The organism is Paracoccus sanguinis (assembly GCF_900106665.1).
Taxonomy (GTDB): Bacteria; Pseudomonadota; Alphaproteobacteria; order Rhodobacterales; family Rhodobacteraceae; genus Paracoccus; species Paracoccus panacisoli.
The window spans coordinates 149,467-173,613 of sequence record NZ_FNNA01000004.1 but is presented as its reverse complement, the minus strand read 5'-3'; the positions used below and the strand labels follow the sequence as shown (position 1 = coordinate 173,613).

At 67.3% G+C, this 24,147-nt stretch carries 24 protein-coding genes; 4 read left to right on the top strand and 20 right to left on the bottom strand.

The features are described 5' to 3' along the window. Position 1: 1 nt before the first annotated feature. The 11 genes from BLW17_RS13680 to BLW17_RS13630 form a co-directional block, all read right to left on the bottom strand. Positions 2-754, bottom strand: coding sequence for an SDR family NAD(P)-dependent oxidoreductase (locus BLW17_RS13680; RefSeq protein WP_036732409.1), 753 nt, complete (start codon positions 752-754; stop codon positions 2-4). A gap of 4 nt (positions 755-758) precedes the next feature. Next, on the bottom strand, positions 759-1,511 hold the full coding sequence (locus BLW17_RS13675; protein ID WP_036732411.1) for an SDR family NAD(P)-dependent oxidoreductase: 753 nt from the start codon (positions 1,509-1,511) through the stop codon (positions 759-761). Continuing rightward, positions 1,508-2,551, bottom strand: coding sequence for a proline racemase family protein (locus tag BLW17_RS13670; protein ID WP_244507334.1), 1,044 nt, complete (start codon positions 2,549-2,551; stop codon positions 1,508-1,510). The genes BLW17_RS13675 and BLW17_RS13670 overlap by 4 nt, the downstream gene beginning before the upstream one ends. Beyond that, positions 2,536-4,008, bottom strand: a complete 1,473-nt coding sequence (locus BLW17_RS13665) for an aldehyde dehydrogenase family protein (RefSeq protein WP_036732415.1) — start codon at positions 4,006-4,008, stop codon at positions 2,536-2,538. The genes BLW17_RS13670 and BLW17_RS13665 overlap by 16 nt, the downstream gene beginning before the upstream one ends. A gap of 11 nt (positions 4,009-4,019) precedes the next feature. After that, complete coding sequence (locus tag BLW17_RS13660; protein WP_036732417.1) at positions 4,020-4,733, bottom strand: SDR family oxidoreductase; 714 nt, start codon at positions 4,731-4,733, stop codon at positions 4,020-4,022. A gap of 12 nt (positions 4,734-4,745) precedes the next feature. Next, a complete protein-coding gene (locus tag BLW17_RS13655) occupies positions 4,746-5,978 on the bottom strand; it encodes an NAD(P)/FAD-dependent oxidoreductase (RefSeq protein WP_036732419.1) in 1,233 nt (410 codons plus the stop codon). Positions 5,979-6,051: 73 nt separating this feature from the next. Continuing rightward, a complete protein-coding gene (locus tag BLW17_RS13650; protein ID WP_036732420.1) occupies positions 6,052-6,930 on the bottom strand; it encodes a dihydrodipicolinate synthase family protein in 879 nt (292 codons plus the stop codon). Positions 6,931-6,944: 14 nt separating this feature from the next. Continuing rightward, a complete protein-coding gene (locus tag BLW17_RS13645) occupies positions 6,945-7,616 on the bottom strand; it encodes an amino acid ABC transporter permease (protein ID WP_197055263.1) in 672 nt (223 codons plus the stop codon). Positions 7,617-7,628: 12 nt separating this feature from the next. Then, positions 7,629-8,291, bottom strand: a complete 663-nt coding sequence (locus BLW17_RS13640) for an amino acid ABC transporter permease (RefSeq protein ID WP_036732422.1) — start codon at positions 8,289-8,291, stop codon at positions 7,629-7,631. Between the two features lie 4 nt (positions 8,292-8,295). Next, positions 8,296-9,078 carry an amino acid ABC transporter ATP-binding protein gene (locus BLW17_RS13635; protein WP_052176308.1) on the bottom strand — a complete coding sequence of 261 codons (783 nt, stop codon included), beginning with the start codon at positions 9,076-9,078 and terminating at the stop codon, positions 8,296-8,298. 57 nt (positions 9,079-9,135) lie between these two features. Continuing rightward, positions 9,136-9,960 carry a transporter substrate-binding domain-containing protein gene (locus BLW17_RS13630; protein ID WP_036732450.1) on the bottom strand — a complete coding sequence of 275 codons (825 nt, stop codon included), beginning with the start codon at positions 9,958-9,960 and terminating at the stop codon, positions 9,136-9,138. A gap of 174 nt (positions 9,961-10,134) precedes the next feature. Here BLW17_RS13630 and BLW17_RS13625 point away from each other — a divergent pair, with 174 nt between their 5' ends. Further along, positions 10,135-10,848, top strand: a complete 714-nt coding sequence (locus BLW17_RS13625) for a GntR family transcriptional regulator (protein WP_036732424.1) — start codon at positions 10,135-10,137, stop codon at positions 10,846-10,848. A 5-nt stretch (positions 10,849-10,853) separates the two neighbouring features. Here BLW17_RS13625 and BLW17_RS13620 read toward each other — a convergent pair whose 3' ends face one another. The 4 genes from BLW17_RS13620 to BLW17_RS13605 form a co-directional block, all read right to left on the bottom strand. Beyond that, positions 10,854-11,447, bottom strand: coding sequence for an ABC transporter ATP-binding protein (locus tag BLW17_RS13620; protein ID WP_052176309.1), 594 nt, complete (start codon positions 11,445-11,447; stop codon positions 10,854-10,856). 139 nt (positions 11,448-11,586) lie between these two features. Further along, positions 11,587-12,258, bottom strand: a complete 672-nt coding sequence (locus BLW17_RS17890; protein WP_139306026.1) for a hypothetical protein — start codon at positions 12,256-12,258, stop codon at positions 11,587-11,589. Next, positions 12,242-13,108 (bottom strand): AHH domain-containing protein, encoded by an 867-nt coding sequence (locus tag BLW17_RS13610; RefSeq protein ID WP_139306025.1) that lies wholly within the window; start codon positions 13,106-13,108, stop codon positions 12,242-12,244. Before BLW17_RS13610 ends, BLW17_RS17890 begins: the two co-directional genes overlap by 17 nt. A 1,959-nt stretch (positions 13,109-15,067) precedes the next feature. Further along, positions 15,068-17,752: a molybdopterin-dependent oxidoreductase gene (locus BLW17_RS13605; RefSeq protein WP_036732430.1), complete on the bottom strand. Its 2,685-nt coding sequence runs from the start codon at positions 17,750-17,752 to the stop codon at positions 15,068-15,070. Between the two features lie 160 nt (positions 17,753-17,912). Between BLW17_RS13605 and BLW17_RS13600 the strand changes: the two genes are divergently transcribed. The 3 genes from BLW17_RS13600 to BLW17_RS18680 all read left to right on the top strand — a co-directional run bounded on the left by BLW17_RS13600 (position 17,913) and on the right by BLW17_RS18680 (position 19,725). Then, the gene (locus tag BLW17_RS13600; protein WP_052176310.1) at positions 17,913-18,590 is read left to right on the top strand and encodes an MliC family protein; all 678 of its coding nucleotides are present in this window, start codon (positions 17,913-17,915) and stop codon (positions 18,588-18,590) included. 205 nt (positions 18,591-18,795) lie between these two features. Next, complete coding sequence (locus tag BLW17_RS18685) at positions 18,796-19,146, top strand: LysR family transcriptional regulator (protein ID WP_231572749.1); 351 nt, start codon at positions 18,796-18,798, stop codon at positions 19,144-19,146. 3 nt (positions 19,147-19,149) lie between these two features. Continuing rightward, positions 19,150-19,725 (top strand): substrate-binding domain-containing protein, encoded by a 576-nt coding sequence (locus BLW17_RS18680; RefSeq protein ID WP_342027525.1) that lies wholly within the window; start codon positions 19,150-19,152, stop codon positions 19,723-19,725. 4 nt (positions 19,726-19,729) lie between these two features. On the opposite strand, the gene BLW17_RS13590 is transcribed toward BLW17_RS18680, so the two are convergent. The 5 genes from BLW17_RS13590 to BLW17_RS13570 are packed head-to-tail and all read right to left on the bottom strand — an operon-like array spanning position 19,730 to position 24,085. Further along, on the bottom strand, positions 19,730-20,971 hold the full coding sequence (locus tag BLW17_RS13590; protein ID WP_036732432.1) for a Zn-dependent hydrolase: 1,242 nt from the start codon (positions 20,969-20,971) through the stop codon (positions 19,730-19,732). Between the two features lie 30 nt (positions 20,972-21,001). After that, positions 21,002-22,276: a TRAP transporter large permease gene (locus tag BLW17_RS13585; RefSeq protein ID WP_036732434.1), complete on the bottom strand. Its 1,275-nt coding sequence runs from the start codon at positions 22,274-22,276 to the stop codon at positions 21,002-21,004. Next, the gene (locus BLW17_RS13580; RefSeq protein WP_052176311.1) at positions 22,273-22,734 is read right to left on the bottom strand and encodes a TRAP transporter small permease; all 462 of its coding nucleotides are present in this window, start codon (positions 22,732-22,734) and stop codon (positions 22,273-22,275) included. Before BLW17_RS13580 ends, BLW17_RS13585 begins: the two co-directional genes overlap by 4 nt. Beyond that, positions 22,731-23,105 (bottom strand): cupin domain-containing protein, encoded by a 375-nt coding sequence (locus BLW17_RS13575; protein WP_081969098.1) that lies wholly within the window; start codon positions 23,103-23,105, stop codon positions 22,731-22,733. Before BLW17_RS13575 ends, BLW17_RS13580 begins: the two co-directional genes overlap by 4 nt. Next, positions 23,102-24,085, bottom strand: a complete 984-nt coding sequence (locus BLW17_RS13570) for a TRAP transporter substrate-binding protein (RefSeq protein ID WP_036732436.1) — start codon at positions 24,083-24,085, stop codon at positions 23,102-23,104. Before BLW17_RS13570 ends, BLW17_RS13575 begins: the two co-directional genes overlap by 4 nt. Positions 24,086-24,147 lie beyond the last annotated feature (62 nt).

The following is a 24,147-nucleotide window of genomic DNA, read 5'->3' as shown; positions in this document are numbered from 1 at the left end:
GTCACGCCACCGGCTGTGCCCCGGTGATCTCGACCAGCGACCCGCACATGAAGGCGGCCTCATCCGAGGCGAGGAAGGCTACCAAGGCGGCGACCTCGTCGGGGCGGCCGATCCGGCCGAAGGGAACCAGTCGATCCAGATCGGCGATGGTCCGGCCCGCGCGCGTGACCCCCGCCTCGAGCATCGGCGTGTGGATCTCGCCCGGGCAGACGGCGTTCACGCGGATCTTCTGCGGGGCGTAATCGCGGGCGAGGTTCTGCGTGAAGCTCGCGACCGCGGCCTTCGTCACGTTATAGGCGATGTGGTTTGGGGCCGGGTGCAGCCCCCATTGCGACGCGGTGTTCACGATCGCGCTGCCGCCGTTCTCGATCATCGCGGGCAGGACCGCCTGGCACAGGTGGAACATGGCGTCGAGGTTGACGGCAAAGCTCAGTCGCCAGTCCTCGGGCGTGAGCGACAGAAGATTGCCGCGCCGGTTGATCCCTGCGTTGTTGCACAGCACGTCCGGCGTGCCGTCCGTTGCGATCACGTCGGCGATGACGGCACGACAGCCCTCGGCCGTGGCGATGTCGCCCGCAAGCCCGCGCGCCGTCCCGCCTGCGGCGCGGATCGCGCCGGCGGCGGCCTCGACGCCCTGGGCGTCCCTGTCGGTCAGCACGACCCGCGCGCCTTCCGACGCGAAGCGCTGCGCGATGGCCGAGCCGATGCCGCCGGCGGCCCCGGTGACGACCACGATCCTGTCCCGGAAACGCATGACCCTACCTCAGATAACTGCCGCCGTTCACATCCAGCACCGCGCCGTTCAGCGAGGCTTGCGAAGAGCGAAAGGCGAAGGCGACGATCTCGCCGATTTCGTCAGGCGCCGCCATCGCACCGATGGGGATGCCGGCCATGGCCGCGGCCTCGCCCTGCCGGGCGATGAAGGCCTCGGCCATCTCGGTGCGCACCCAGCCCGGGGCGAGGGCGACCGCAGTCACCCCCTCGTGCCCGTGGCTCTGCGCGATGGATTTGGTCAGGTTGATGAGGGCGGCCTTCGACGCGCCATAGGCCATCGCGTCCGAGGCATAGCCGCGCTGGCCCGCGCGGCTCGTCATGTTGACGATGCGCCCGCCGCCATGGGCCCGGAAATGCCCGATCGCCAGTTTCGACAGGTCGACCGCCGAGAGGAAGTTGACGCGCACCTCTCGCGCCCAGACCGCTTGCCACTCGGCCATGGGCGCGTCGATCCTGACCTCGGAGCGGATGCCCGCATTGTTCACCAAGCCGGTCAGCCGTCCGGCCAGCGCAATCGACTGCGACCACAGGGCCTCGGGCGCGGCGGGGTCGGACAGGTCGGCCGACACGCACCACCCTCGCCCCCCCAGCTCGGCCAGAAGCGTCTCGGCCCCGGCGCGGTTGCGCCCGGCATGGATGACGACGCGCGCCCCCTCGGCGACGAGCGCCCGGCAGATCGCCTGCCCGATGGCCCCCGTCGCGCCGGTCACCAGGATGGACTGCTTCGACAGCGTCACAGTTCACCCACCTGCGGACCCCAGGTGTCGGACAGGGCAAACCCGTGCGTGAAGGGGTCGGCGGGATCGAGCCGCAGTTCCTGCCGGCCGAACACATAGCCCTGCCCGGTGATCCGCGGCAGGACCGCGGGGCGCCCGCCCACGCTCGTCTCGCCAAGCATCTCGGCGGTGAAACTGCCGCCGATGATGCTGTGAGAGATGCGCGTGTCGCCCGTCTTCACCTGCCCGCGGGCGTGCAGGACCGCGAGATTGGCCGAGGATCCCGTGCCGCAGGGCGACCGGTCCACGCGACCCGGCTTCAGCGTGGTGCAGGTCGTGACCGAGCCATCGGGACGATAGTCGCGGAACATCACATAGGCGACCTCGTCGAGGCCGGGGATATCGGGGTGGCTCACCTCGACCTGGCCTGCCAGCAGCGACTTGATCTCGGTTCCCGCCTCGGCCAGGGCGCGCGCCGCCTCGGGGACGATCCGCAGGCCGATCTGGTCCACGTCCACCTGGGCATAGAAGACGCCGCCGAAGGCGATGTCGGCCTGGATGCGGCCCCATTTCGGCGTGTCGATCGCGGCGTCGAGCTGCTGAACGAAGGCCGGCACGTTGTCGAGGCTGACCGACAGGCAACGCCCATTCGCGCAGCGCGCCCGGGCCACGATCAACCCGGCTGCGGTGTCCAGCCGCACCAGTGTCTCAGGCTCGACCATGGGAACGCGGCCGGTTTCCAACAGAGCGGTGACGACGCAGATGCAGTTCGAGCCGGACATCGGATGCGCCCGGTCGGGCTGCAGGACGATGAAGGCCGCATCCGCATCGGGCCTGCAGGGCGGCAGCAGCAGGTTCGTCGTATGGACGACCTGCGCCCGCGGCTCGCGAGTGAGGAACAGCCGCAGGCTGTCGTCCACGTCGTTGAGATGGTTCATCTTGTCGAGGATCGTGGCGCCGGGAATCTCGGGCGCGCCGCCGATCAGGACATTGCCGCTTTCACCCTGGCAATGGACCAGCAGCATGTCGAGGGACCGCTCGAACCTCATTTCAGATACCATCCCCAGGGCTTCGAGCGGTCGAAGGCCGTGATCTGCTTGGTCTCGAGGTAGTTGTTCAGGCCCCACTCGCCGAGTTCCCGGCCGATGCCCGATTGCTTGTAGCCGCCCCAGGGCGCCTCGGTGAACGTGGGCTGGCTGCAGTTGATCCAGACGATCCCGGCGCGGAAGGCGCGGGCCACGCGCTCGGCACGGTCGAGATCGGCGGACATGACCGCCGCAGCAAGCCCGAAGCGGGAATCGTTGGCCATCCGGATCGCCTCGTCCTCGGTCCTGAAGGACTTGACGCAGAGGACCGGCCCGAAGATCTCCTCACGCCAGATCCAGGCGTCCTCGGCCATGTCGGCGAAGATCGTGGGCTCGACATAAAAGCCGCCCTCGAGCCCTTTCGGCACGCCCCCGCCGGTCACCAGCCGGCCTTCCGTCTTGCCGCGCTCGATGGCGGACAGGACCTTCTCGTGCTGGGCCTCATTCACCAGGGGGCCGAGCAGGACGCCGTCCTCGAGCCCGTGGCCGATCCGGATCCGGCCCGCCTCTTCGGCCAGCCGCGCCATCAGCGGCTCGTAGAGCGGCTCTTCGACCAGCACGCGCGAGGTGGCCGAGCAGACCTCTCCCTGGTTCCAGTAGATGCCGAACATGATCCATTCGACCGCCTCGTCGATGGGGGTATCGGCGAAGACCACCAGGGGCGACTTGCCGCCCAGCTCGAGGCTGACGGCCTTGATGTCGCGCGCGGCCGCGGCCATGATCCGCGACCCCGTGGGGACAGAGCCGGTGAAGGCCAGCTTGTCGACGCCCGGATGCTCGGTCAGGGGCTGGCCCGCCTCGGGGCCGAAGCCGGTAACGATGTTCAACGCGCCCGGCGGCAGGCCGGCAGCCTTGGCGATCCCGCCCAGTTCAAGGGCGGTCATCGGGGTCGCCTCCGAAGGCTTCAGCACCACCGTGCAGCCTGCAGCCAGAGCCGGGGCCACCTTCCACGAGGCCATCAGCATCGGGAAGTTCCAGGGGATGATGGCGCCCGCGACGCCGACGGGCTCCTTCACGGCCTTCGAGGTGAAGCCGTCCATCGCCAGCGGGATCCCCTGCTCGGCCGAGTTGTCCAGCCGCGCGGCGAGGTCGGCGTAGAAATGGAACACGCCGGCGGTGTCGTCGATGTCCCAGAGCGCCTCGGGCAGGGGCTTGCCGTTGTCCTGAACCTCGAGCCGGGCGAGCTCGTCGCGGCGCGCGGCGATGGCGTCGCCCATGCGGTGCAGGACAGCGGCGCGCTCTGCCCCCGACAGGCGCGGCCAGGGGCCTTCGTCGAACGCCCGGCGCGCGGCCTTGACGGCGCGGTCGACGTCGTCGGGGCCGCCGCGGGCGACCTGGGCGAAGACCTGACGGTTCGAGGGATCGACAACATCGAACACCTGTCCCGAGGCTGCGGCGCAATACTCTCCGTCGATGAACAGCTGGTTTTTCATGGGCTCCCCCTTCAGATGGCGCGGGTCAGGCCGCCGTCGACGCGCAGGCTCTGGCCCGTGATGTAGCTGGAGTCGTCGCTCAGCAGGAACGCTGCGGCCTTGGCCTGCTCTTCGACGCGTCCGATGCGCTTGAGCGCGGTGAGTTCGGCGAACCGACCCACGTCCAGGCTGTCGGTAAAGCCGGGAAGCAGGCAGTTCATGCGGATGTTCTTCGGCCCGTAGCGGTCCGAATAGAGCTTGGTGAACGAGGAGACCCCGGTCCGGTAAACGCAGGAGGCAGGAAACCACAGCGACGGCTCGAAGGCCTCATAGGTGGTGATGTTGACGATCGAGCCGCCGCCCTGCGCCTCCATCACCGGGGTGACCAGCCGGGCCATGCGGATGACAGGCTTCACGATCATCTCATGGGCCAGATCCCAGTCCTCATCCGCGATCTCGAGCAGATCGCCCTTGGGAGGGTGGCCGGTGTGGTTCAACACGGCATCGACGCGGCCGTAGCTGGACATCGCCAGGTCGAAGACGCCCCGGATGTCCTCATCGCTTTGCGCGACACCCCGGCGGGCCACCCCGCCCAGTTCGGCGGCCAGCTCTTCGCAGCTTTCCGACGGGGACATCAGCGCCAGCCTGTAGCCGCGGGCCTGCATCTCGCGCGCAACGGCCGCGCCCATCCCACGCCCGCCGCCCGTGATCAGGCAGACCTTCCGCGTGCCGCTTGTGTCGGGCATGGAACACTCCTTTCAGAAACGATCGACGCGGTAGGGCCGCATGTCGACGGGCGGGGTCGCCCCGGTGATCAGGTCGCCCATCAGCCGTGCGGTCGTCGCGGCATAGGTCACGCCCAGATGCCCGTGACCGGTCGCATAGTAGACGCCCCTGGTCTTGGCCGAGGGCGACATGACCGGCACCGTGTCCGGGAAGGCCGGGCGGTGGCCCATCCATTCCGTGGCATCTTCGCAGCGCAGGTTGGGCAAGGCGGATTGCGCACGCCTCACCGTGACCTTCGCGCGGCGGTAATCCGGCGGCGCGTCCAGTCCGGCCATCTCGACGGTCCCGCCGACCCTGATCCCGCCTGCCGTGGGCGTCACCATGAAGGCCCGCGCGGGCCAGATGATCGAATGGCGCAGCGAGATGCCCGGCTGCATGATCTGGGTGTGATAGCCGCGCTCAGTCTCAAGCGGCATCGGCTCGCCAAGTTGCCTTGACAGGCGGCCGGTGTGGGCGCCGGCTGCGAGCACGACCTCATCGGCCGCAATCCTGCGGCCGTCCTTCAGCCGAAGGGCGCGAATGCCCTCGGCTCGGTCGAAGCCCGCGACCTCGCCGCGCTCGATCTGCCCGCCCTCTGCGGTGAAGCGTTCGGCCAGCTTGACCACCAGCCGATGGGGATCGCGCAGGCTGCGGTTCTGCGGGAACAGGACGGCCATGCCGATGCTGCCTGACAGCTCCGGCTCGAGCTCGCGCGCCTGGGTGCCGGTCAGCACCTGGTGGGGGAAGTCGAAGCGCTCGAGGATCTCGATGTGCTCGCGGTCGGCACGGAACTCGGCGTCGTCGGTGTAGAGCGACAGGCAGCCCTCGTCGGTCAGCTCGCCTGCCAGCCCTGTGTCGCGCAGGAGGGGCAGCAGATCCTCATACACGCGCTTGCACAGCGCCGCGCCCTGCGCCTCAAGCTCGCGCAGCTTCGACGGGCGCGACGCGGCGACGAACCGGGCGAACCAAGGGATCAGCTTCGGCATGTGAGCCGGGCGGACGCGGACCGGCCCTTCGGGGTCGAGCATCCAGCCCGGGATCTGCTTCCAGACCGCGGGACGCGACGCGGGCATGAACTCGGTCACCGCGATCGACGCCATGTTGCCGAAAGAGGCGCCGCGTACCGGTTCATCCCGGTCGAGCAGGATCACCCGCCGCCCGCGCCGCTGCAACTCATGCGCGATGGCCGTTCCGATGATGCCTGCGCCGACAACCACGGTGGTCATGGACTCGGTTCCGTTCGTGAGAATGGCGTTGAAAGGGGGTGGTCCGAAGGCGCGGGCCCGCCGCGCCGGCGGCCTACCAGTTCAGGATCGGCTGCATCGCCGCGCGGAAATCGGCTTTCTCGGCGTCCGTCAGCGGACCGAGCGGCGCCCGGCACTCGCCCACGGGCGTGCCTTGCAGTTCGCAGCCGTATTTCAGCTTCTGCACGAACTTGCTGGATTCCAGGATGTTCATGGCCGTGTAGAGGGTGGCCATCTGGCTTTTGGCCTTGTCCAGATCGCCCGCCTTGAAGGTGCGGTCCAGGTCGCAGACGGCTTTCGCCATGCAGTTGGCGGGGCCGCAGATCCAGCTGTCGGCGCCCCACAGCATGAAGTCGAGCGCGATGTCGTCCGAGCCGGACACCAGCTGGATGCGGTCCTTGTAGCGGGTGGCGATTCCGATGGCGCGCTGCAACGAGCCCGAGCTTTCCTTGATGCCGATGATGCGCGGATCGTCGGCGAGCGCGTCCAGCACCTCCCACCCCAGCTCGACGCCGTCCTTGTCGGGGTAGCTGTAAAGGACGATGGGCATGTCGGTGGCGTCCAGCACGGTCTTGAAGTGCTGGATCAGCTCGGCCTGCGTGGGCTTTGTGTAGAAGGGCGTCGCCAGCAGCACGGCGTCATACCCCATGGCCTGTGCGCGCAGGGTGTTGGCGATGACGCCCGCGGTCGAAGGCGCGTTGGTGCCCGCGATCAGGATCTCGCCGGGCTGGGCGAAGTCCTTGACGAACTGCAGAACCTGGTCGCGTTCCTCGTCCGTCATGAAATTGTATTCGCCCGAGGATCCGCAGGGCACCCAGCCGGTCACGCCGGCGGCGCGCAGGTTGGTCAGATGTGTCTCGAAGGCCTTGAAGTCGATCTGGCCGTCCGCGTCGAACGGCGTGACCAGTGCGGGCATGACGCCGGAGAGTTTCATGAAATGTCCCTTCACTATGCAGAGAACTTGCGGAGCAGTTTCTGCTCGATGACCGTGACTGCCCGCGTCAGCGGGAAGGCGATGACGAAATAGATGATTGCGACCGCCGTCAGCACCTCGACCGGCCGGGCGGTGTTGTTCGAGATGTTCTGGCCGATGAACATCAGGTCGGCCATGCCGACGGCCGAGACCAGCGCGCTTTCCTTGAACAGCGAGATCGCGTTCGACAGCAGCGTCGGCGCCGCGCGCAGGACCGCTTGCGGCATGATGACGTTCACGATCTGCGCCCGCCGCGGCAGCCCCAGCGCCACGCAGGCGTCCAGCTGCTCGCGCCCGACCGAGCGCAGCGACGCGCGGAAGGTTTCCGAGGTGATCGCCCCCATGTAGAGCGTGAGCGCCACCGTGGCCGACACGAAGTTCGACAGCTCCACCCCGAGGATCAGAGGCAGGCAGAAGAAGATCCAGAAAAGCTGGATCAGCACCGGCGTGCCCCGGAAGATCTCGACGTAGACCCCCAGGAGGCCGCGCAGCACGGCATTGCCGCCGCTGCGCAGAAGGCCGATCACGAAGCCCAGGGCGGTGCCCAGGACGACGCAGAGAAGCGTCAGCCGGATCGTCGTCCAGAGGCCCATGGCCAGCGCATCGGTGAAGCGCAGAAGGACCGAAAAATCGAGCGTCATGTCCATCAGCCGGCCCCCTCAGGCATAGCTCTGCCGGCGCTCGAGCCAGTTCACGAACTGGCTGACCGGGTAGGAGATGGTGAGATAGATGAGGGCGACGACCGTGAACGTCTCGATCGGGCGATAGGTCGCGGTCGCCAGCGTCTTGCCCTGATACATCAGGTCAGCCACGCCGACGATCGCGACCAGTGCGCTTTGCTGGAAGATTCCGATGCCGTTCGTCAGCAGGACAGGCACCGAGTTGCGCAGCGCCTGCGGCAGGACGATGCTCGTGATCCGCTGGCGGGGTGACAGGCCAAGGGCAATTCCGGCATCGAGATGCTCTTTGGGCACCGCCTGGATCGAGGCGCGATAGGCCTCGGAATTGAAGGCGGTGAGGTTGAGGCCCAGGGCGATGATGCCCATGAAGACAGGACCCCAGAACACGTTGAAGATCATCGGGACGCAGTAGAAGAACCAGACGATCTGGATCAGGGCCGGGGTGCAGCGGAAGAATTCGACGAACAGCATGGCGGGCCACCGCAGGACGGTGATCCGGCTCGTCGTCAGCAGCGCCAGCGCGAAACCTGCCGCGACGCCGATCACGTTGGCCGCCACCGTCAGCTGCAGCGTGACCCAGAGCCCTTCGATCAGCGGGCCCATGTTGCGGGTGACGGCACCGATGTCGAGCTGATACTCCATCGCCCTACGCCTTGATATGGAAGACGCGGTTGATGAATTCCCGGGTCCGCTCCTCCTTGGGATTACCCAGGACCTGCTCGGGCGGGCCGTCCTCGACCACGACGCCGCCGGCGCAGAAGATCACCCGGCTGGCGACGTTCCTGGCGAACCACATGTCGTGGGTGACCATCATCATCGGCATTCCGGCTTTAGCGAGTTGCAGGATGACCTGCTCGACCTCTGCCACCAGCTCCGGGTCCAGCGCCGATGTCACCTCGTCGAACAGCATCAGCTTGGGGTCCAGCATGAGCGCGCGGGCAATGGCCACGCGTTGCTTCTGGCCGCCGGACAGCTGCGAGGGATAGGCGTCCGCCTTGTCGCCGAGCCCGAAGCGTTCGAGGATCTTCGCTCCCCGCTCGCGCGCTGAAGCACGGCTTTCGCCGTTCACCTTGCACGGCGCCAGCATGAGATTCTGCATGATGCTGAGATGGGGAAACAGCGTGTAGTGCTGGAACACCATGCCGATCTTCTTGCGGGTCTCGGTGTCGATGACGGTCTTCTTGCCCTTGACCGAGATGTAGGGCTTGCCGGCGAAGCGGATGCTGCCGCCCTGGATCTGCTCGAGCCCCATGACCACCCGCAGCAGCGTCGACTTGCCGCCGCCAGAGGGTCCGATCACCACCACCCGGTCACCCGGCGCCATCTTGATGTTCAAGCCCTTCAGGACCCGAACCTTCGGACCATAGCCCTTGTGAGGTCGTTGATCTCGACCAGCACAGAGCCGTTCGCAGACGAAGTCATCCTTCACCTCCGTTCCTGGATCGGAAAGGGGGCCACCCGTCAGGCGGCCCGCATGTTGGCTGAATTACTGGCCCGCGGCGGCCAGGACCTGATCGGCAGCCTTGGCGATCAGCGCGTCGACCGCACCGGTGGCGACCTTCTCTTCCAGGAAGATGTCCACCACCGCCACGTCCGAGGCCCGGAGGCCGAGCGGCAGGCCGAAGGCCACGCCCTGCTTGGCCAGGGCGGGCTGGGGGTTCAGCGTCGCGCTCCAGTCCGGGTTCGCCTGCGTGTAGAGCAGGTTGGTGTCGGAGGCATCGACGACGATGTCGGCGCGGCGCGACTGAAGGGCCAGACGGGTTTCGTCAGCCGTCGGCAGACGAAGGATCGTCGCGTTCTTGACGGCGGCCGAGATGGCCTTGTCCTGTGCGGTGCCCGACATCACCGTCATCGTGACGCCCGCGACATCCACATCGGCAACCGAAGCGGCGCCCGCCGGAATCTTGGGGTTCTCTTTGTTGTAGACGAGCGAGATCTGATACTCCATCGCCGGAACCGAGAACTGGACCGCCATGGCGCGGACCGGGGTGCGGTTCAGGGCGAGCGACATGTCCCACTTGCCCGCCTGAAGCCCGGCCACGATGTTGTCCCAGGTCGTGTCGACGAACTTCGGCTCGACTTCCAGCACGGCGGCGAAGTCTCGGCACAGGTCGGCGAAGAAGCCGGAATATTCGCCCGTCGCCGGGTCGCGCATCACATAGGGCGGCGCCACGGCGGCCCCGCAGCGCAGCACGCCCGCCTTCTGCACGCCCTGCCAGTAGCCCCCGGCGTCCTGCGCGAGAACCGGACCGCCGGTGAACGCCATCGAGAGCGCCAGGGCGGCAGCGGGCAACGTCACTTTCGTCATCATCATGGTCGTTTTTCCCCCTCGGGCGATGCGATTCGCCAAGTTGCCGGCCTCCTGATTCCCTACCAGCGTGACGACACCGTGGCGACACCGTGGCGACACGTCAACATAAAAGCGTGTCGACTTCCTGTTTGCCGTAGGTCATTCTTGGCCAGCGGACGTGGTGGGAGAGCAGGATTGGCCGACGAATCCGAGATCAGGCACAGCAAGGGCATGGGGTGGCGCTTCGTCTATCAGACGCTGCGCGACGAGATTCTGACCCTGATGCTGGAGCCGGGTCAGCTTCTGGACGAGACGATTCTGGCCGAGCGGTTCGGGATGTCACGCTCGCCGATCCGCGAGGCGCTGATCCGCCTTGCCGGCGAAGATCTCGTCGTCACCGGGTCGAACCGCTCGACGAACGTGGCGCCCATCGACGTGCTGAACTTTCCCAAATACGTCGATGCCCTGGATCTGGCGCAGCGGATGAACACGCGCCTCGCCGCCGAGCTGCGCACCGAAGCCGATCTGAAGAAGATCGCCGCCCGGCAGGCCGAGTTCGTCGAAGCCGTAAGGACCGGCAACCACCTGCTGATGTCCGAGGCCAACAAGGAATTTCACATGGCGATCGCCGCTGCGGGTCGAAACCCCTATATGGCCGCCTTCTACGAGCGCCTGCTGAACCAGGGCCGCCGGATCCTGCACCTGCACTTCGATTACATCGAACGCGGCAACGACGGCTATCTATTAACGGATGAGCACAACGAAATGCTCAAGGCGATCGAGGCCAGGGACGTGGAGCGGGCCGACGCACTGGCGCATGCCCACACCCGACAGTTCCGCGACAACTTCTTCGAATTCATGAAAGAGAACCATTCCCGAAAATTCTCTTTCGCCACGATGCAGGTCTAGTCGGCTCACCCAGCCCGGATGTCCCGCCCAATCTCATCATGCAGGGGGCCGTCCACGATCAGCTGCGGACAGCCGCGGCGGCAGGGCTCGATGCGGGCGCGGACGGCATAGGAGCGGGCCAGCATCGCCTCGGTCACGACCTCGGGCGTGGGGCCGGCGGCGCGCAGCCGCCCGTCCGCCAGCACCAGCGTCTGGGCCGCATAGCGCAGCGCCTGGTTCAGGTCGTGCAGCGCCACGATGGCGACCATGCCGGTGTCGGCCGCCAGATCGCGTACCAGCTCGAGCACCTCGACCTGCCGGTGCAGGTCCAGCGCCGAGGTCGGCTCGTCCATCAGCAGCACGTCGGGGCGCCGCACCAGCACCTGCGCCAGCGACACGAGCTGGCGCTGCCCGCCCGACAGCGCGCCCAGGTTGCGCGAGGCGAGGGCGGCGATGTTGAGCAGCTCCAGTACCCGGTCGATGTGCCCCAGCTCGGCGTCGGTGACGCGCCAGGCGCCTCGGCCACCGCGGGCCGCCAGCAGGATGCTTTCGAAGACCGTCAGCACCGCGTTCGCGCCGGTGTGCTCGAGTCCGGCGGCGAGACCCCCAAGTCCCGACAAATGAGTCAGCTGGAATCTGATCGTTTGTGGGCTTCCGTGGTGGCCTCAAACTGGAAGTAATTCCGACTGGCTGGCGGGGTGTTCCAAGTCATAACCCTCGGAAGTGGACTGCATTGGGGACTTCCGTCACACCCCGGCGCTAGTCGCCCAGTCGGACAAACTGGCCGTCCGGGCGATACCGGGTCACGTCCCGGAACGCGACGCCTTCCAGATGCGCGGCGGCCAGCCGGCGGGCTGCGTCGTCCGTCAGCATCACCCATGCGTTGAGGCCCGGCTGGAAGATCGGCGCAGACACCGACAGGTCGTCGCGGATCACATAGGTGCTGCGGTCGGGAAGCCGCTCGGGCGGCAGGATCTCGGAGCGCTCGCGGTCGATGACGTCCTCGAACCCGTTGACCCACATGGCCTTGTAGTCCTGGGCCGCAGCCTCGGGTGTACAGCGCAGGCACGGCGCGTCGAGGTAAGACACCGCACCGTCGGGAAAGCGCGCAGCCTCCCGGAACCGCGCCGAGACGAAATGGTAGCCGCTATCGAGAAAGTAATCCGGCGCAAAGCCGGGGGCCCGCATCTCAAGTTCGATCGATATGGCGGCGTCTGGCGCAAGGGGCGTCAGGTACGAGCGGTCGCTGTCCCGATGCCGGAAGCGGTCCAGCAGCAGATGCGCCTCCTTGCGGTTGACGACGCTGATTGAACTGGGATCGCGCTGGTGGGCGTCCAGCAGGCGTTTCAGGGTCGAGGTTTCAATTGCCAGCTGCCAGAACGGGGTAGGCGCGGGACCCTGCGGTGCGGGAGCTTCAGCGGACAGTGACATGGTATTTGAGCTCCAGAATGCCACGGCGCATATGGTCAGATATCTGTTCCAACGCACGCTTGAGTTCCTCGGCCGACATGTCCTGATAGCGGGCTTCAAGGGGCGTCAGCAGATCCCGCACATCGCCGCTATAGCCGGGATGCGGGCCGTTGTGCATGGGAAGCGCGCCCATGTTGGCGTCGAAGGTGGCCCAATCCCGCGGCAGCGCCACCAGATTGGCCCTCGCATCCATCGCCCAGCCCGAGGCCGCCATTGCCTGCTGCAGGCCGGGGCTCAGCGTGTCGACCACGTCGAACGACACCAGGTGGTGAGCCTGCCAGTTGCCCGGCAGGGTCTCGATCTGCAGCGCTGCACGGGAGCGATAGCTCAGCGCGTCAAGCGCGGCGAGCCCCAGCCCGTTGCGCCGTTCGTTGATGAACGCGCCCCGCGTCGCGTCGTCCAGCGGCCCGACCCGGGTTTCGAGTGCCCTCGTCTCTGCGCTCAAGCCGCCGGGAGTCAGGGTCGCCTCGACCCCGGTGTCGCGCCAATGGCCGTCCACGCGGAACTCGACCCGGCCGACGATCGAATCGAACGGGAACGACACCCTCAGATCGGGCGCGATCCCGACGAGATGCGCGGGTGCGGTGTTGGTCGGCACCACGGCCAAGGCCACCGCCCCCGTGACGACACCCATCGCGCCTGCCGCCGCGATCCCCGATCGCGCCGCCAGAGCCTCGACCGTGCCCGCCACACCGGCCGGTACTGGGTTGCCCGCTGCTGGCGAGAGGGACGCAGCATCGGCTGACGAGAGTTGCGCTGCGGCATTCCTCAGCACCCCTCTGCCGGCGGGCGTGCGGAGCGCGTCGCGCATCGGATCGATTCCCGCCCGATCGACCGCCCCGCGCGACCTGGCCGCAAGATCGAACGCCGCGATACGGCCGGCTGCACTCGCCCCGAACGGTCCTCGGGATGGATTGCCCGGCCTGACCCTGACCGACCTGTCGCTGTCGTTCGATGCGCTTTCCGTCGATACCATGGGGTCCACCGCAATCCCTGCATGGTGCTACGCTTGCAGCTGGAATGTGACGGCCGTGTGTCGCGGCCTTTGGAATTTCCTGCACCGCTTCTCGGCCTCAATCCGGCACGGAGTCCGGGCGGTCTGATGGAAACGAAGTGCGCGGAGCTCCTGGCACCGAAGTGCCAATGAGAACCACAGTCGTTAAATCCGCGATTCGCGGAAATCGATACCTGTAACAGCAAAAATTAAGATTCCGGCGCTTAACTTCGGATATCGAAATTGCATCGCACTTGGCGTCGGTGCCGGTGCTACCCAGAGTTTCATACACAAATCGCGGAGAGGTAACCCTGTCGGCTCGACCAGGCGAAAGTGATTTAGCATCCAGCCTTCGAGAACGGAAGACTCGCGGCGTTTCGAGCCGATTTTTTTGGCGGGCTTAACCTGTGGCTGAAGCGGCTGCGGTCAGCGCAGAGTAGTCATTCACGGCCTTGACGAGAGAGTTAGAACCCCCCCCCCCCGGGGGCCTCAAAAGACCCGACCGACCGAACTCGCACACACACGGCTATTGAGCAGAACGAGTTGCATCGCGCGTGCGGCTTGGCTCCCGCTTGCCACGCTCGGGTCACTTGCGGACCAGTGCGGTGTCGCCAGGTCAAAGTACTCCGCGATGCCTTGGGGCCGGTGGCAGGTGCCTCAGCGACCACACACGTACCGCCTGTCCGGAGAATGCGACTGCCCGCGGTCAGCTTGCCACGCCGCGTCTGCAGAGCAGTCCAGCGGCGCTAGTTTCAGAAACAAGGCGCGTGTAAAATCGGCATCAGCTTACACGCGGCTTGCCCCATTTAACTTGGGCACAGGGCGCGTGTAAATTCCGCGCAGCGGGCGTCTCGAAAACCTTGAATCTACACGCCATCTGTTTTCCCACATCGACGCTGCGCCATGCTCCAAACCCGGCTTGTCTCATAGCGTGGTGGCGCCGGTCCGGAGCCACTGGCGAGTGCGCAATAGGCGTCAGAATGGCCTTTCAAAGAGGCGTCATTGTTGTCCGAAAGCCGGGCAATGCCGCGACCGCAGTGTTCCCATAAGTGTTGTGTGTAGGGTTGCTTTCATACCGATAATAAATCTGGCCCGCAATCTATTGGAGCCCTTCGCTGCACGCAAACGGAACTGGCGCCAGCAACCAAGGCCGTAACCGATACGTGTCCGCCCGCCATTTGCGCAGCGGATAAAATGATGAGATTTAAGCACCCCCCCGAGGTGTTTAAGTAGAGCACGGGCGATTTTGGCACTGGGCTGCGTCATTCTACTACTCCGCCAGGAATGGAGAGTAGTAGCGTGACGCGTGGTTAACACAGCCATGAGGGAGGGGGCGAAGCCTGCCGTGACGTTCTGTGGAACAGGTCAGGAATGCTTCAAATTGAGGTTCTCGAAAATATTGACTTAGACGCATTCAAAGACAGTGTCCCTATCTCGAATAGGGACCGATTTGATTGGCGGCCTTAAACTAATCGGGCTGGCAGGGTATGATATCTTTCGCGATAGGCAGACACGTATTTCCGAATCTAATGATGGCTATCGGCAAGCGCGGGCGCCAATCGCTGATCTTCTCACCGCTGCCGCAACGCGGAGCTGGCCCGTGCGCCTCCATGCGGCCATCCGGGCCGAGATGGGGTTGGCGAACCCATCAACCGCAGCCTGACCTGCTCCCCGCCGAAGCAAACCCCCGGCCCATCCCCACCGCCTCAGCGAACCCGAAGAGCCACTGATCGGCGCGCAGCGCGCGCCGATCCCATCGTCCACCCCCCAACCGCCTCAGTTCACCGCCGCGTCAGAGGCGTTGCGCATCAGGAAGTCGGTGACCAGCGCCGCCTCCTCCTCGTCCAGGCCGGCACGCGGGAACATTGACGGGGTGATCCCGCGCCATTGCAGCTGCGTGAAGCCCTTCGGATCGCGGGGCCCGTGGCAGACGGTGCAGCGCTGGTAGAAGATGCGCTCGCCCGGCTCCATCTCGGCGTAGAGCGCCTCGACCAGCTCGGCCATGCGGTCGAGGTGCAGCGCGTCCTCGTCGATGGCCGCGAACTGGTAGTCGGACAGGATCGCAGGCGGCTGATAGGCGCGGTTCGGCCGCTCGGCGTCCTCGCACTTGCTGATCGTCGCCACGCAGGTGTTGGCGATGGTCGCCTGGGTCAGCCCCGAGGCCGGGCGCTCCGAGGTGATCCAGTTGATCAGGCCCGAGTTGCAGCGCCCCTTGCTGTCCAGATCCGGCCAGCCGCCCTCGTAGAGCGAGATCACGCCGGGCATGATCTCGTCCGACAGGACGGCGCCGGCGATCACGGCGCCCCGGTCGTTGCGGATCTCGACCAGATCCCCGTCGGCGATCCCGCGCGCCTCGGCATCCTCGCGGTTGATGCGGACCGGCTCACGCCCGTCGATCATGTAGAGTTCGCGCAGGCGCGCCGAGTTGCCCATCTGGCTGTGCAGCCGGTACCAGGGGTGCGGGCTGACTACGTGCACCTGTCCCTCGGCGGCATTCCCGAGATATTCCAGCGGCTCCTGCCACACCGGCATCCCGGGGTTGTCGGCGATGCCGTAGTCCGCGATCGTCTTGCAGAACATCTCGATCTTGCCCGAGACGGTGTGCAGCGGGTTGGCCTCGGGGTCGTCATGGAACGCGCCGTGACGGACCCACTTGCGCGCCTCGGGCGGGGCGGGCTGCAGGGCGTAGCCCTTGGCCCAGAACTCCTCGAAGGGCACGGTCTTCGACGCCCCACTCCGGCCATAGGCGGCCTGGATGTGGTCCATCATCTCCAGCCCTTCGGTGAACTGCGACCAGACGCCGAGCTTCTCGGACAGGGCCTCGAAGATCTCGTAGTCGCTCTTCGACTCGCCCAGCGGCTCGATGCACTTCTTCATCGCGTAGATCTTGTCGTTCGAGTAGGTGCCCCCGACCGAGATGTCGTCGCGCTCCATCGTCGAGGACGCGGGCAGCACGATGTCGGCCCAGCGGACCGCGGCCGTCCACCAGACGTCCTGGCTGACGATCGTGTGCAGCTTGGCGAACGCCTTGACCAGCCGGTTCAGGTCCTGCTGGTGGGACATGAAGTTGTTGCCGGCGTTGTAGATCATGTGGACGTCGGGAAAGGTCCGCGTCTGGCCGTTGTAGAAGAACTCCTTGCCCGGGTTTTCCAGCATCTCGACGATGCGGCTGGCGGGACAGAGCTTGTCCACGAGGTTCTTGCCCGCCGAGAGGCCGGTGGGCGTCGGCTGCCCCGATTGCGGCATCCCGCCGTTGCCGTAGTGCCAGCTGAAGCCCACGCCTTCGCCGGGCTTGCCGATCTTGCCGGTCAGCGCGGCGAAGTTGATGATGGCGTGGTGGACCAGCTCGCCGTGGTGCGCGCGCTGCAGCGACCACGCGCCTGCGAACTGGGTGCGCGAGCTGGCGAAGAGATCGGCCATCTCGCGGATCTTGTCGGCCGGGATGCCGGTGATGGCGGCCGCCCAGTCCGGCGTCTTCGGGGTGCCGTCGTCCTCGCCCATGACGTAGGCGATCCATCGGTCGGCGCCGACCGTGTATTTCGCCAGGTAGTCCCGGTCCTCGAGGCCCTTTTCAAGCACATGGTGCGCCATCCCGAGAAACAGCGCGATGTCGGTGTTCGGGATGATCCGCACCCACTCGGCGTCGAGATACTGGTCCGAGGCAGTGCGCTGCGGGTTGATCGACACGAAGCGGCAGCCGGCGTCGCGGATCTCGGCCCAGGGCCCGTACATGCCGTGGTCGGCGACGGTGAACTCGATCCGGTTGTTCTTGATCGGGTCGCAGCCGACGAGCACGAAGACCTGGGTGTTGTCGCGGATCACCTCCCACGCGGTCTGGGGGGAATAGACCTCCATGTCGCCGATGATGTGGGGCAGCGCCACCTGGCTCGCGCCGGCGGAAAAGTCGCCCTGGGTGATCGAGCATCCGCCGATGAGGTTGAAGAACCGCTGCTGCAGCACGTTGGGGCGGAACGAGCCGGCGTTCGACCAGCCGCCATAGGACGAGCTGAAGATCGCCTCGTTGCCGTGCTTCTCGGCGGTGGTGACGATGGCGTGGGCGGCCAGCGCCAGCGCCGTGTCCCAGTCGACGCGGACGAATTCCTCTGTCCCGCGCAGCTCGGGCTTGGTGTCGCCGGTCTGCCAGCCGTCGAGATAGGACTTGCGGACCATCGGATAGAGGATCCGCGTCTCGTCATAGACGCGGTCGATCGTGCCCAGCATCAGCATGTCGGTCGGCTGGCGGTCGAGCTGCGTGACCGGGCTCAGGTCGACGATCCGGCCGTCCTTCACGATCGCCTCGAACGGGCCGAAGTGCGAGGCGTGGAAGACCCGCCCCTCGGAGAACGAGTTCGGGTCGATGGCCGCAAGGGCCGTGCTGTTCATCAGCCGCGCGGCGGTGACGCCCGTCACCGCGGCCACACCCAGACCCAGGAATCCGCGGCGGGAGAATTGAACAGTCATTTCCGAATACCTCGCTCAGTCTATTGACGCGGTATGGAGGGCGACCGCTATGCTGGCATTGATACAGGTCAAGGATCGTCAAACGGGTGCGAGGTTGAGTGTCCCCGACCCGTCCCTGCCGTTCAGGCGGCGCCGGAACCCAGCCGATAGAGGAGCGGTCATGTCACGCATCGTCACACGGAACCTCGGTCTCGCCGCGCTTCTGGCCACCCTGGCGGCCGGAGCGGCCGTGGCCCAGACGGCCCCTGCCCCGGGCGCGCCGCCCGCCGTGCAGTTGCCGCCCCCTGCCGCGCCCGCGGCCCCCGGCGCGGCGACCGGCCAGCCGAACCCGCATGAGATGATGGGGGATCTGAGTGGCGGACCGGCCGGCTCGCCCACCGCCGAGCGCGGCAACCCGCGGCCCGGCACGTCGACCTCGATCCCCACCACCAACCCTGCCCCGGTGATCCCGCTGGCGGAGCGGACGGGGGGAACGTCGGCCGAGAACACCGGCATCGCGGGGCAGTGCGATCCCAACGTCAGCCTCGGCAACTGCCCGCCCGAGCCTGCGACGGCGCCGGAGCAGGATGCGGCGGCGACCGCGGCCACGTCGGTCGAGATCGTGGACTATCGCTGCGACGGGGATCAGACGTTGCAGGTGGCCTATGTGATGGGCGCCGACGGCACCAACTTCGCGGTGCTGCTGCAGGACGGCCGGCTGACGGCGCTGCCGCAGGCCGTCTCGGCCTCGGGCGCCATCTACGGGCCGGAGGGATCGGCGCAGCTCCTGACCAAGGGCGACGAGGCCACGCTGGAGAGCGCGGCCGGCGAGGCTGAACGGGCGAACTGCCGGCGGTGACCGGCGAGCGGGGCGGTCAAGGCGCCAGCGTTCGGTCTGCTTGACCGAGGGCGGCGCGCCTGCCCCGGCCGCGCCTGTCGGCGATAGCCGCAGTCCCGGCTGACCCCCGCTCCACCGTCTGCCGTTCATCGGCTCTCTGCCGTGCCCTTGCGGCGCGCCGTCGGCAGTTGCAACTTCGGGTCCGTCCCTCTGCCCGCTGGATCCCATGCATCTGCGTACCGAACGCTCCGACGTGAACATGAACCTGCTGCGCAGCTTCTGCGTGATCGCAGAGGAAAAGGGCATCACCGCCGCGGCGAAGCGGCTGCGGATGAGCCAGCCCTCGGTCAGCCTCGCGCTGCAGCGGCTTGAGGAACAGCTGGGCTGCCAGCTCGTGTTCCGCGGCAGCCGCCACTTCGCGCTGACCCGGCGTGGCGAGCGCATCTATCAGGAATGTGCGGAAATCCTGCGCGGCGTGCACCGCATCGCCGAGCTCTCGCAAGAGCACAGCGACGAGGCCTACGGCACGTTGACGCTCAGCGTCATCAGCCGCCTGCGCTCGGGCCTGCTGGACTAGGCGCTGCGCCTGTTCCACCAGCGCAACCCGTCGATCTCGATCCGGATCGAGGTCCGCAACTCGCTGGAAACGGTGCGCCGCATCGCCGAGGAAAAGCAGGGCATCTGCCTGCTCACCAAGCCCCTGCCGGGCGTCGCCTGCCGGCTGATCATGCGAGAGGAGTTCGCCGTCTTCTGCGGGGCGGAACATCCGCTCTTCGGCCGATCCGAGGTCGGGGCGCGCGAGCTGGCGCGCGAGCCGTTCGTCGCCTTCAGCTGCGCCACCGAAGGCATGGGCCTCGAACCCATGTCCATGCTGCGCGACGGGCTGGGGATCGGCCGGCGCATCACCGCCTCGAGCCATGATCTGGGCGAGATCCGGCGGATGATCATCGCGGGCATCGGCATCGGCATCCTGCCGGTCGATTCCGTGGGGCCGGAGCTCGACTCGGGCCAGATCTGGCGGCTGCGCATCGCCGATCACGTGCTGGGCGCCGACGTGTTCCTGGTGTTCCCCGACACCGGCGCGCTGTCCGACTCCGAACAGCGCTTCGTCGACACGGTCGAGGAGATCAAGGCGCTCTACCCCGACATGACCTGACCGCTCAGCGGTCCGCGCGCCGGACGACGGCGTGCAGCAGCATGTTCAGCCCGGCGAGGAAGTCCGCCGGCTCGCAGGATTCGAGGTTGTTGTGGGTGATCCCGCCCTTGCAGGGGGTGAAGATCATCGCCGTCGGGCAGTGCAGCGCCATGTGATAGGCGTCGTGCCCCGCCTGGGACTGGATGTCGCGCCAGTTCCAGCCCTGCCGGACGGCCTCCTCGCGGATCATGCCGATCAGGTCGGGGTCGAAGATGTCGCCGCCCCAGTCCCATTCGTCCTCGATGTCCATGGCGCAGCCGGCCATCGCGGCGGCCGCGTGCGCGGCGCGGCGCATCTTTTCGGCCATCACCCGCGCGGTGATCGGGTCGGGGTGGCGCACGTCGGCCACGCATTGCGCGGTTTCCGACAGGATGCCCGGCTTGTTCGGCCATGCCGCGAGCCGCGAGCCGGTCGCCTTGCCGTCGTGGACCGCGAACTCCCACCCGATGTCATCGACCGCGGTCAGCCAGCGGGCGCCCGCGATCAGCGCATTGTGGCGCAGGTCCATCGGGGTCGGGCCGGTGTGGGCGGTCTGGCCCTGGAACATCACCCGCATCCCGTAGCTGGGATAGCCGCCCGTCACCACGCCGACCTGCCGCTTCTCGGCATCGAGGATCGGGCCCTGCTCGATGTGCAACTCGAAATAGGCGTCGGTCGGGCCGGTCAGGTCGGCCTCGCCGGCATAGCCGATCCGGCGCAGCTCGTCGCCGAAGCGGGCGCCGTCGTCCGAGATCAGGTCGTGCGCCCAGTCGAGGTCGTATTTCCCCGCGAACACGCCCGAGGCGACCATGGGGGGCGAGAACCGCGCGCCCTCTTCGTTGGTCCAGTTGACGACGACGATCGGGCGCAGCGTGACGTGGCCTGCGTCGTTCAGGGTGCGCACCAGCTCGAGCCCGGCGAGAACCCCGGCGATGCCGTCGAAGCGGCCACCGTTGATCTGGGTGTCCAGATGGCTGCCGATCATCACCGGCGGCAGGGTGTCATCCGCCCCGGCCCTGCGGGCAAAGATGCTGCCCATCCGGTCGACCGTGACGGCAAGGCCGGCGTCCTCGGCCCACCGGACGAACAGGTCGCGCATCTCGCGGTCCTCGTCGGTCAGCGTCAGCCGCGACAGCCCGCCCGGGCGTCCGGGCCCGATCCGGCCGGAGACCTCGATGGTCGTCCAGAACCGGTCGAGGTCGACCCGAGACTGGGGGGAAAAGCTCATGGCAACGGCCTTTCTTGCGCGCGGGTGGCCTCAGCCGATCGCCACGGTGACGATCTGCGGAAACAGGACCAGCAGGAACAGGACGGCGACCATCGCGCCGAGGAAGGGCAGCAGGTACCGGAACGACGCCGACATCGGGATGCCGGCGGTCCGGCAGGCCGCCATCAGGTCGATCCCCAGCGGCGGCGTGTTCGCCCCGATGGCCAGGTTCACGCACAGCAGGATGCCGAAATAGACCGGATCGATCTGATAGGCGGCCAGCACGGGCAGGAAGACCGGGGCGAGGATCAGGATGATCGCCAGCGATTCCATGAAGGTGCCCAGCAGAAGCACCGCCCCCATCATCAGCACCAGCGCGACCAGCGGGCTGTCGGTCAGGCCGCGGATCCCGTTGACGGCCAGCTGCGGCACCTGCTCGGCGGCGAGGATCCACCCGAAGACCGAGGCGGCGGCGATCACGATCAGGATGGCGCCGGTCATCTCGGTCGTCTCGCGCAGGATGTCGCCGATCACCCGCCAGGACAGCGTGCGGTAGAAGAGCCCGCCGACCAGCAGCGCATAGGCGACGCCCGCGCCCGCGGCCTCGGTCGGGGTGAAGATGCCCGCCCGGATGCCCCCGACGATGATGATCGGGGCGATCATGGCCGGCACGGCATCGAGGAAGGCGCGGCCCAGCACGCCGGCGCGGACCGCCTCGGTCCCCTTCCAGCCGTGCTTGCGGGAAATCCACCACGCGACGGCGACCAGCGCCGCGCCCAGCAGCAGGCCGGGGATGATCGCGCCGACGAACAGGTCGCCGATCGAGCTGTTGGTGGCGGTCCCGTAGACGATCAGCACGATCGAGGGCGGGATGACCGTCCCCAGCGACCCGGCACATCCGAGCAGGGCCGAGGAGAAGGCCGGATCGTAGCCGCGGGCCTTCATCGACGGCAGCATCATCGTGCCGATGGCCACGACATCGGCGACTCCCGATCCCGACAGCGACCCGAACATCATGCAGGCGGCCACCATGACGATGGCCAGCCCGCCGGTCGTGCGCCCGACGATGGCCGCGAACAGGTTGACGATCCGCGGGGCGAGCCCGCCGTGAACCATCAGCAGCCCCGCCATCAGGAACAGCGGGATCGCCAGCAGGGTGAAACTGTCGATGCCGGCGATCATCCGCTGCGCCACCACCATCAGCGGCGCCATGTCCGCCACCGCCAGGTAGAGCGCCGAGGCGAGCCCCAGCGCGACCGCGATCGGCGCGTCGATCAGCACCAGCAGGGCAAAGCTGCCGAGCAGCAGGACCAGCTCGACGCTCATGATCCGACCTCGGCGGCGATCAGCCCGATGAGCGAGGCCGCCGCACAGACCGGCAGCGCCGCATAGAAGAGCCCGCCCGGCAGCCCCAGCGCGGTCGAGGCGTGATCCCAGGTGAAGAGCGTGATCTGCCACCCCGTGACCGCCAGCAGCACGAGGAAGGCGGCGCTGGCCAGCCGCGCGGCGATGCCCGCGGCGCGGCGCGCCCACGGGCTGCGCACGACGAAGGGCAGGATGCCGGCCTGGAAATGCGTCCCGCGGATGAACGCCGAGACGACGCCGAACCAGGTCACCCAGATCAGGATCAGCCGCGGCAGCTCTTCGGACCAGCGCGGCGTGGTGCCCAGCACATAGCGCGAGAACACCACCCAGGTCACCGTCGCCGCCAGCACCGCGACGCCGACCGCGCCGATGCCGCGCGCGATGGCGTCGAGCGTCCCGGCAATGCCGCGCGCGGTCACGGCCTCGCCCCGTGCAGCGGCACGCAAAGCTGGCATTCGTCGCAATAGGCCGCGACCACCACCCATTCGTCCGACAGCACCTCGACCTCGTGGACGCAGCCCGGCGGCAGGCGCAGGGCCGTGCCGGCCGTCATGTGATAGGACTGCCCGTAGGCGCGCAGCACCGCCTCGCCGCTCAGCGTCAGGGTGACCTCGTCGCGGGGATGGGCGTGGGGCACGCTGCGCGCGCCCTTGCGGCCCGTGGTCACGGCCAGCTTGATGAAGCCTTCGCCGCGTTGCTTCGGCGAAAAGACGGTCTTCTGGCTGAAGTCGAACAGCGGCACGGACTCGATCTGGTCGAGATGCCGGATCTCGGGCAGAGCCTGGGTCACTTGCGATACGTCTCGACCAGCGCCATCAGCTCGTCGCCGAACACCGCGGCGTTCTTGTCCCAGACCGGCTTGACCGCGGCCTCGAACGCCGCCTTGTCGACCTCGTTGAAGACCATCCCCTTGGCCTCGAGGTTCTTGACCGTCTCGGCGGTGCCGTCGGTCACCATCTGGCGCTGCTTCGCGCCCCAGTCCTTCGCCGCGGCCTCGACCACCTGCTGCTGGTCTGGCGTCAGCTTGTCCCAGACCGGCTTCGACAGCACCAGCGCCGCCGCGCCCCAGACGTGCTCGGTCTTCGAGACATATTTCTGCACGTCGAAGAACGAGGACGACTCGATGACCGCCAGCGGGTTTTCCTGCGCGTCGAACACCCCCTGCTGCAGCGCCGAGTAGAGCTCGCCGAAGGCCAGCGGCGCGGGCTGCGCGCCGAGCGCCTCGAACGTCTCGAGCCGCACCTTGTCCGGCGTGACCCGGATCTTGAGCCCGGCGAGATCGGCAGGCGTCGTGATCGGCCGTTTCGAGTTCGTCAAGTCACGGAAGCCGTTCTCCCACCAGGCGAGGACCTTGATGTTCTTGGCCTCGAGCAGCTTGGCCAGCGCGGTCCCCAGATCGCCGTCGAGCGCCGCGAACGCCTTTTCGCGGGTCGGCCAGGCATAGGGCATCTCGATGATGCCCAGCTTCGGCTCGACGCTCTGGAACGACCCGGCCCCGATGACCCCGCCCTGGACCGAGCCGAACTGAAGCCCCTCGATGACCTCCTTTTCAGTGCCGAGCTGGCCGCCGGGGAAGATCTCGACCTTCAGCTCACCGCCGGTCTTCTCGGCCACGTCCTTGGCAAAGCCCTGCGCGGCGATGTTCCAGCTGTGGCTTTCGGCGAGGACGTGGCCGATGCGGATCGTCGTTTCGGCGGATGCCGGACCCGCGGCACAGGCCAGAAGAACCGCAACCGCCCCCGACAGACGGGCGCCCGAAAAAGCCTTCATGGTCGTAACCCTTCCCAATGGCGTGATCGGGAATCAGCATGACAGCGGATGTCCGGCCTGAC

What these genes read in the sequence shown, in the direction of transcription:
- BLW17_RS13680 (WP_036732409.1), bottom strand. Translation starts at nt 754, where the DNA reads ATGCGTTTCCGGGACAGGATCGTGGTCGTCACCGGGGCCGCCGGCGGC.
- BLW17_RS13670 (WP_244507334.1), bottom strand. Translation starts at nt 2,551, where the DNA reads ATGGTATCTGAAATGAGGTTCGAGCGGTCCCTCGACATGCTGCTGGTC.
- BLW17_RS13665 (WP_036732415.1), bottom strand. Translation starts at nt 4,008, where the DNA reads ATGAAAAACCAGCTGTTCATCGACGGAGAGTATTGCGCCGCAGCCTCG.
- BLW17_RS13660 (WP_036732417.1), bottom strand. Translation starts at nt 4,733, where the DNA reads ATGCCCGACACAAGCGGCACGCGGAAGGTCTGCCTGATCACGGGCGGC.
- BLW17_RS13655 (WP_036732419.1), bottom strand. Translation starts at nt 5,978, where the DNA reads ATGACCACCGTGGTTGTCGGCGCAGGCATCATCGGAACGGCCATCGCG.
- BLW17_RS13650 (WP_036732420.1), bottom strand. Translation starts at nt 6,930, where the DNA reads ATGAAACTCTCCGGCGTCATGCCCGCACTGGTCACGCCGTTCGACGCG.
- BLW17_RS13645 (WP_197055263.1), bottom strand. Translation starts at nt 7,616, where the DNA reads ATGGACATGACGCTCGATTTTTCGGTCCTTCTGCGCTTCACCGATGCG.
- BLW17_RS13640 (WP_036732422.1), bottom strand. Translation starts at nt 8,291, where the DNA reads ATGGAGTATCAGCTCGACATCGGTGCCGTCACCCGCAACATGGGCCCG.
- BLW17_RS13630 (WP_036732450.1), bottom strand. Translation starts at nt 9,960, where the DNA reads ATGATGACGAAAGTGACGTTGCCCGCTGCCGCCCTGGCGCTCTCGATG.
- BLW17_RS17890 (WP_139306026.1), bottom strand. Translation starts at nt 12,258, where the DNA reads ATGTCACTGTCCGCTGAAGCTCCCGCACCGCAGGGTCCCGCGCCTACC.
- BLW17_RS13610 (WP_139306025.1), bottom strand. Translation starts at nt 13,108, where the DNA reads ATGCGCGACGCGCTCCGCACGCCCGCCGGCAGAGGGGTGCTGAGGAAT.
- BLW17_RS13605 (WP_036732430.1), bottom strand. Translation starts at nt 17,752, where the DNA reads ATGACTGTTCAATTCTCCCGCCGCGGATTCCTGGGTCTGGGTGTGGCC.
- BLW17_RS13600 (WP_052176310.1), top strand. Translation starts at nt 17,913, where the DNA reads ATGTCACGCATCGTCACACGGAACCTCGGTCTCGCCGCGCTTCTGGCC.
- BLW17_RS18685 (WP_231572749.1), top strand. Translation starts at nt 18,796, where the DNA reads ATGCATCTGCGTACCGAACGCTCCGACGTGAACATGAACCTGCTGCGC.
- BLW17_RS13590 (WP_036732432.1), bottom strand. Translation starts at nt 20,971, where the DNA reads ATGAGCTTTTCCCCCCAGTCTCGGGTCGACCTCGACCGGTTCTGGACG.
- BLW17_RS13585 (WP_036732434.1), bottom strand. Translation starts at nt 22,276, where the DNA reads ATGAGCGTCGAGCTGGTCCTGCTGCTCGGCAGCTTTGCCCTGCTGGTG.
- BLW17_RS13570 (WP_036732436.1), bottom strand. Translation starts at nt 24,085, where the DNA reads ATGAAGGCTTTTTCGGGCGCCCGTCTGTCGGGGGCGGTTGCGGTTCTT.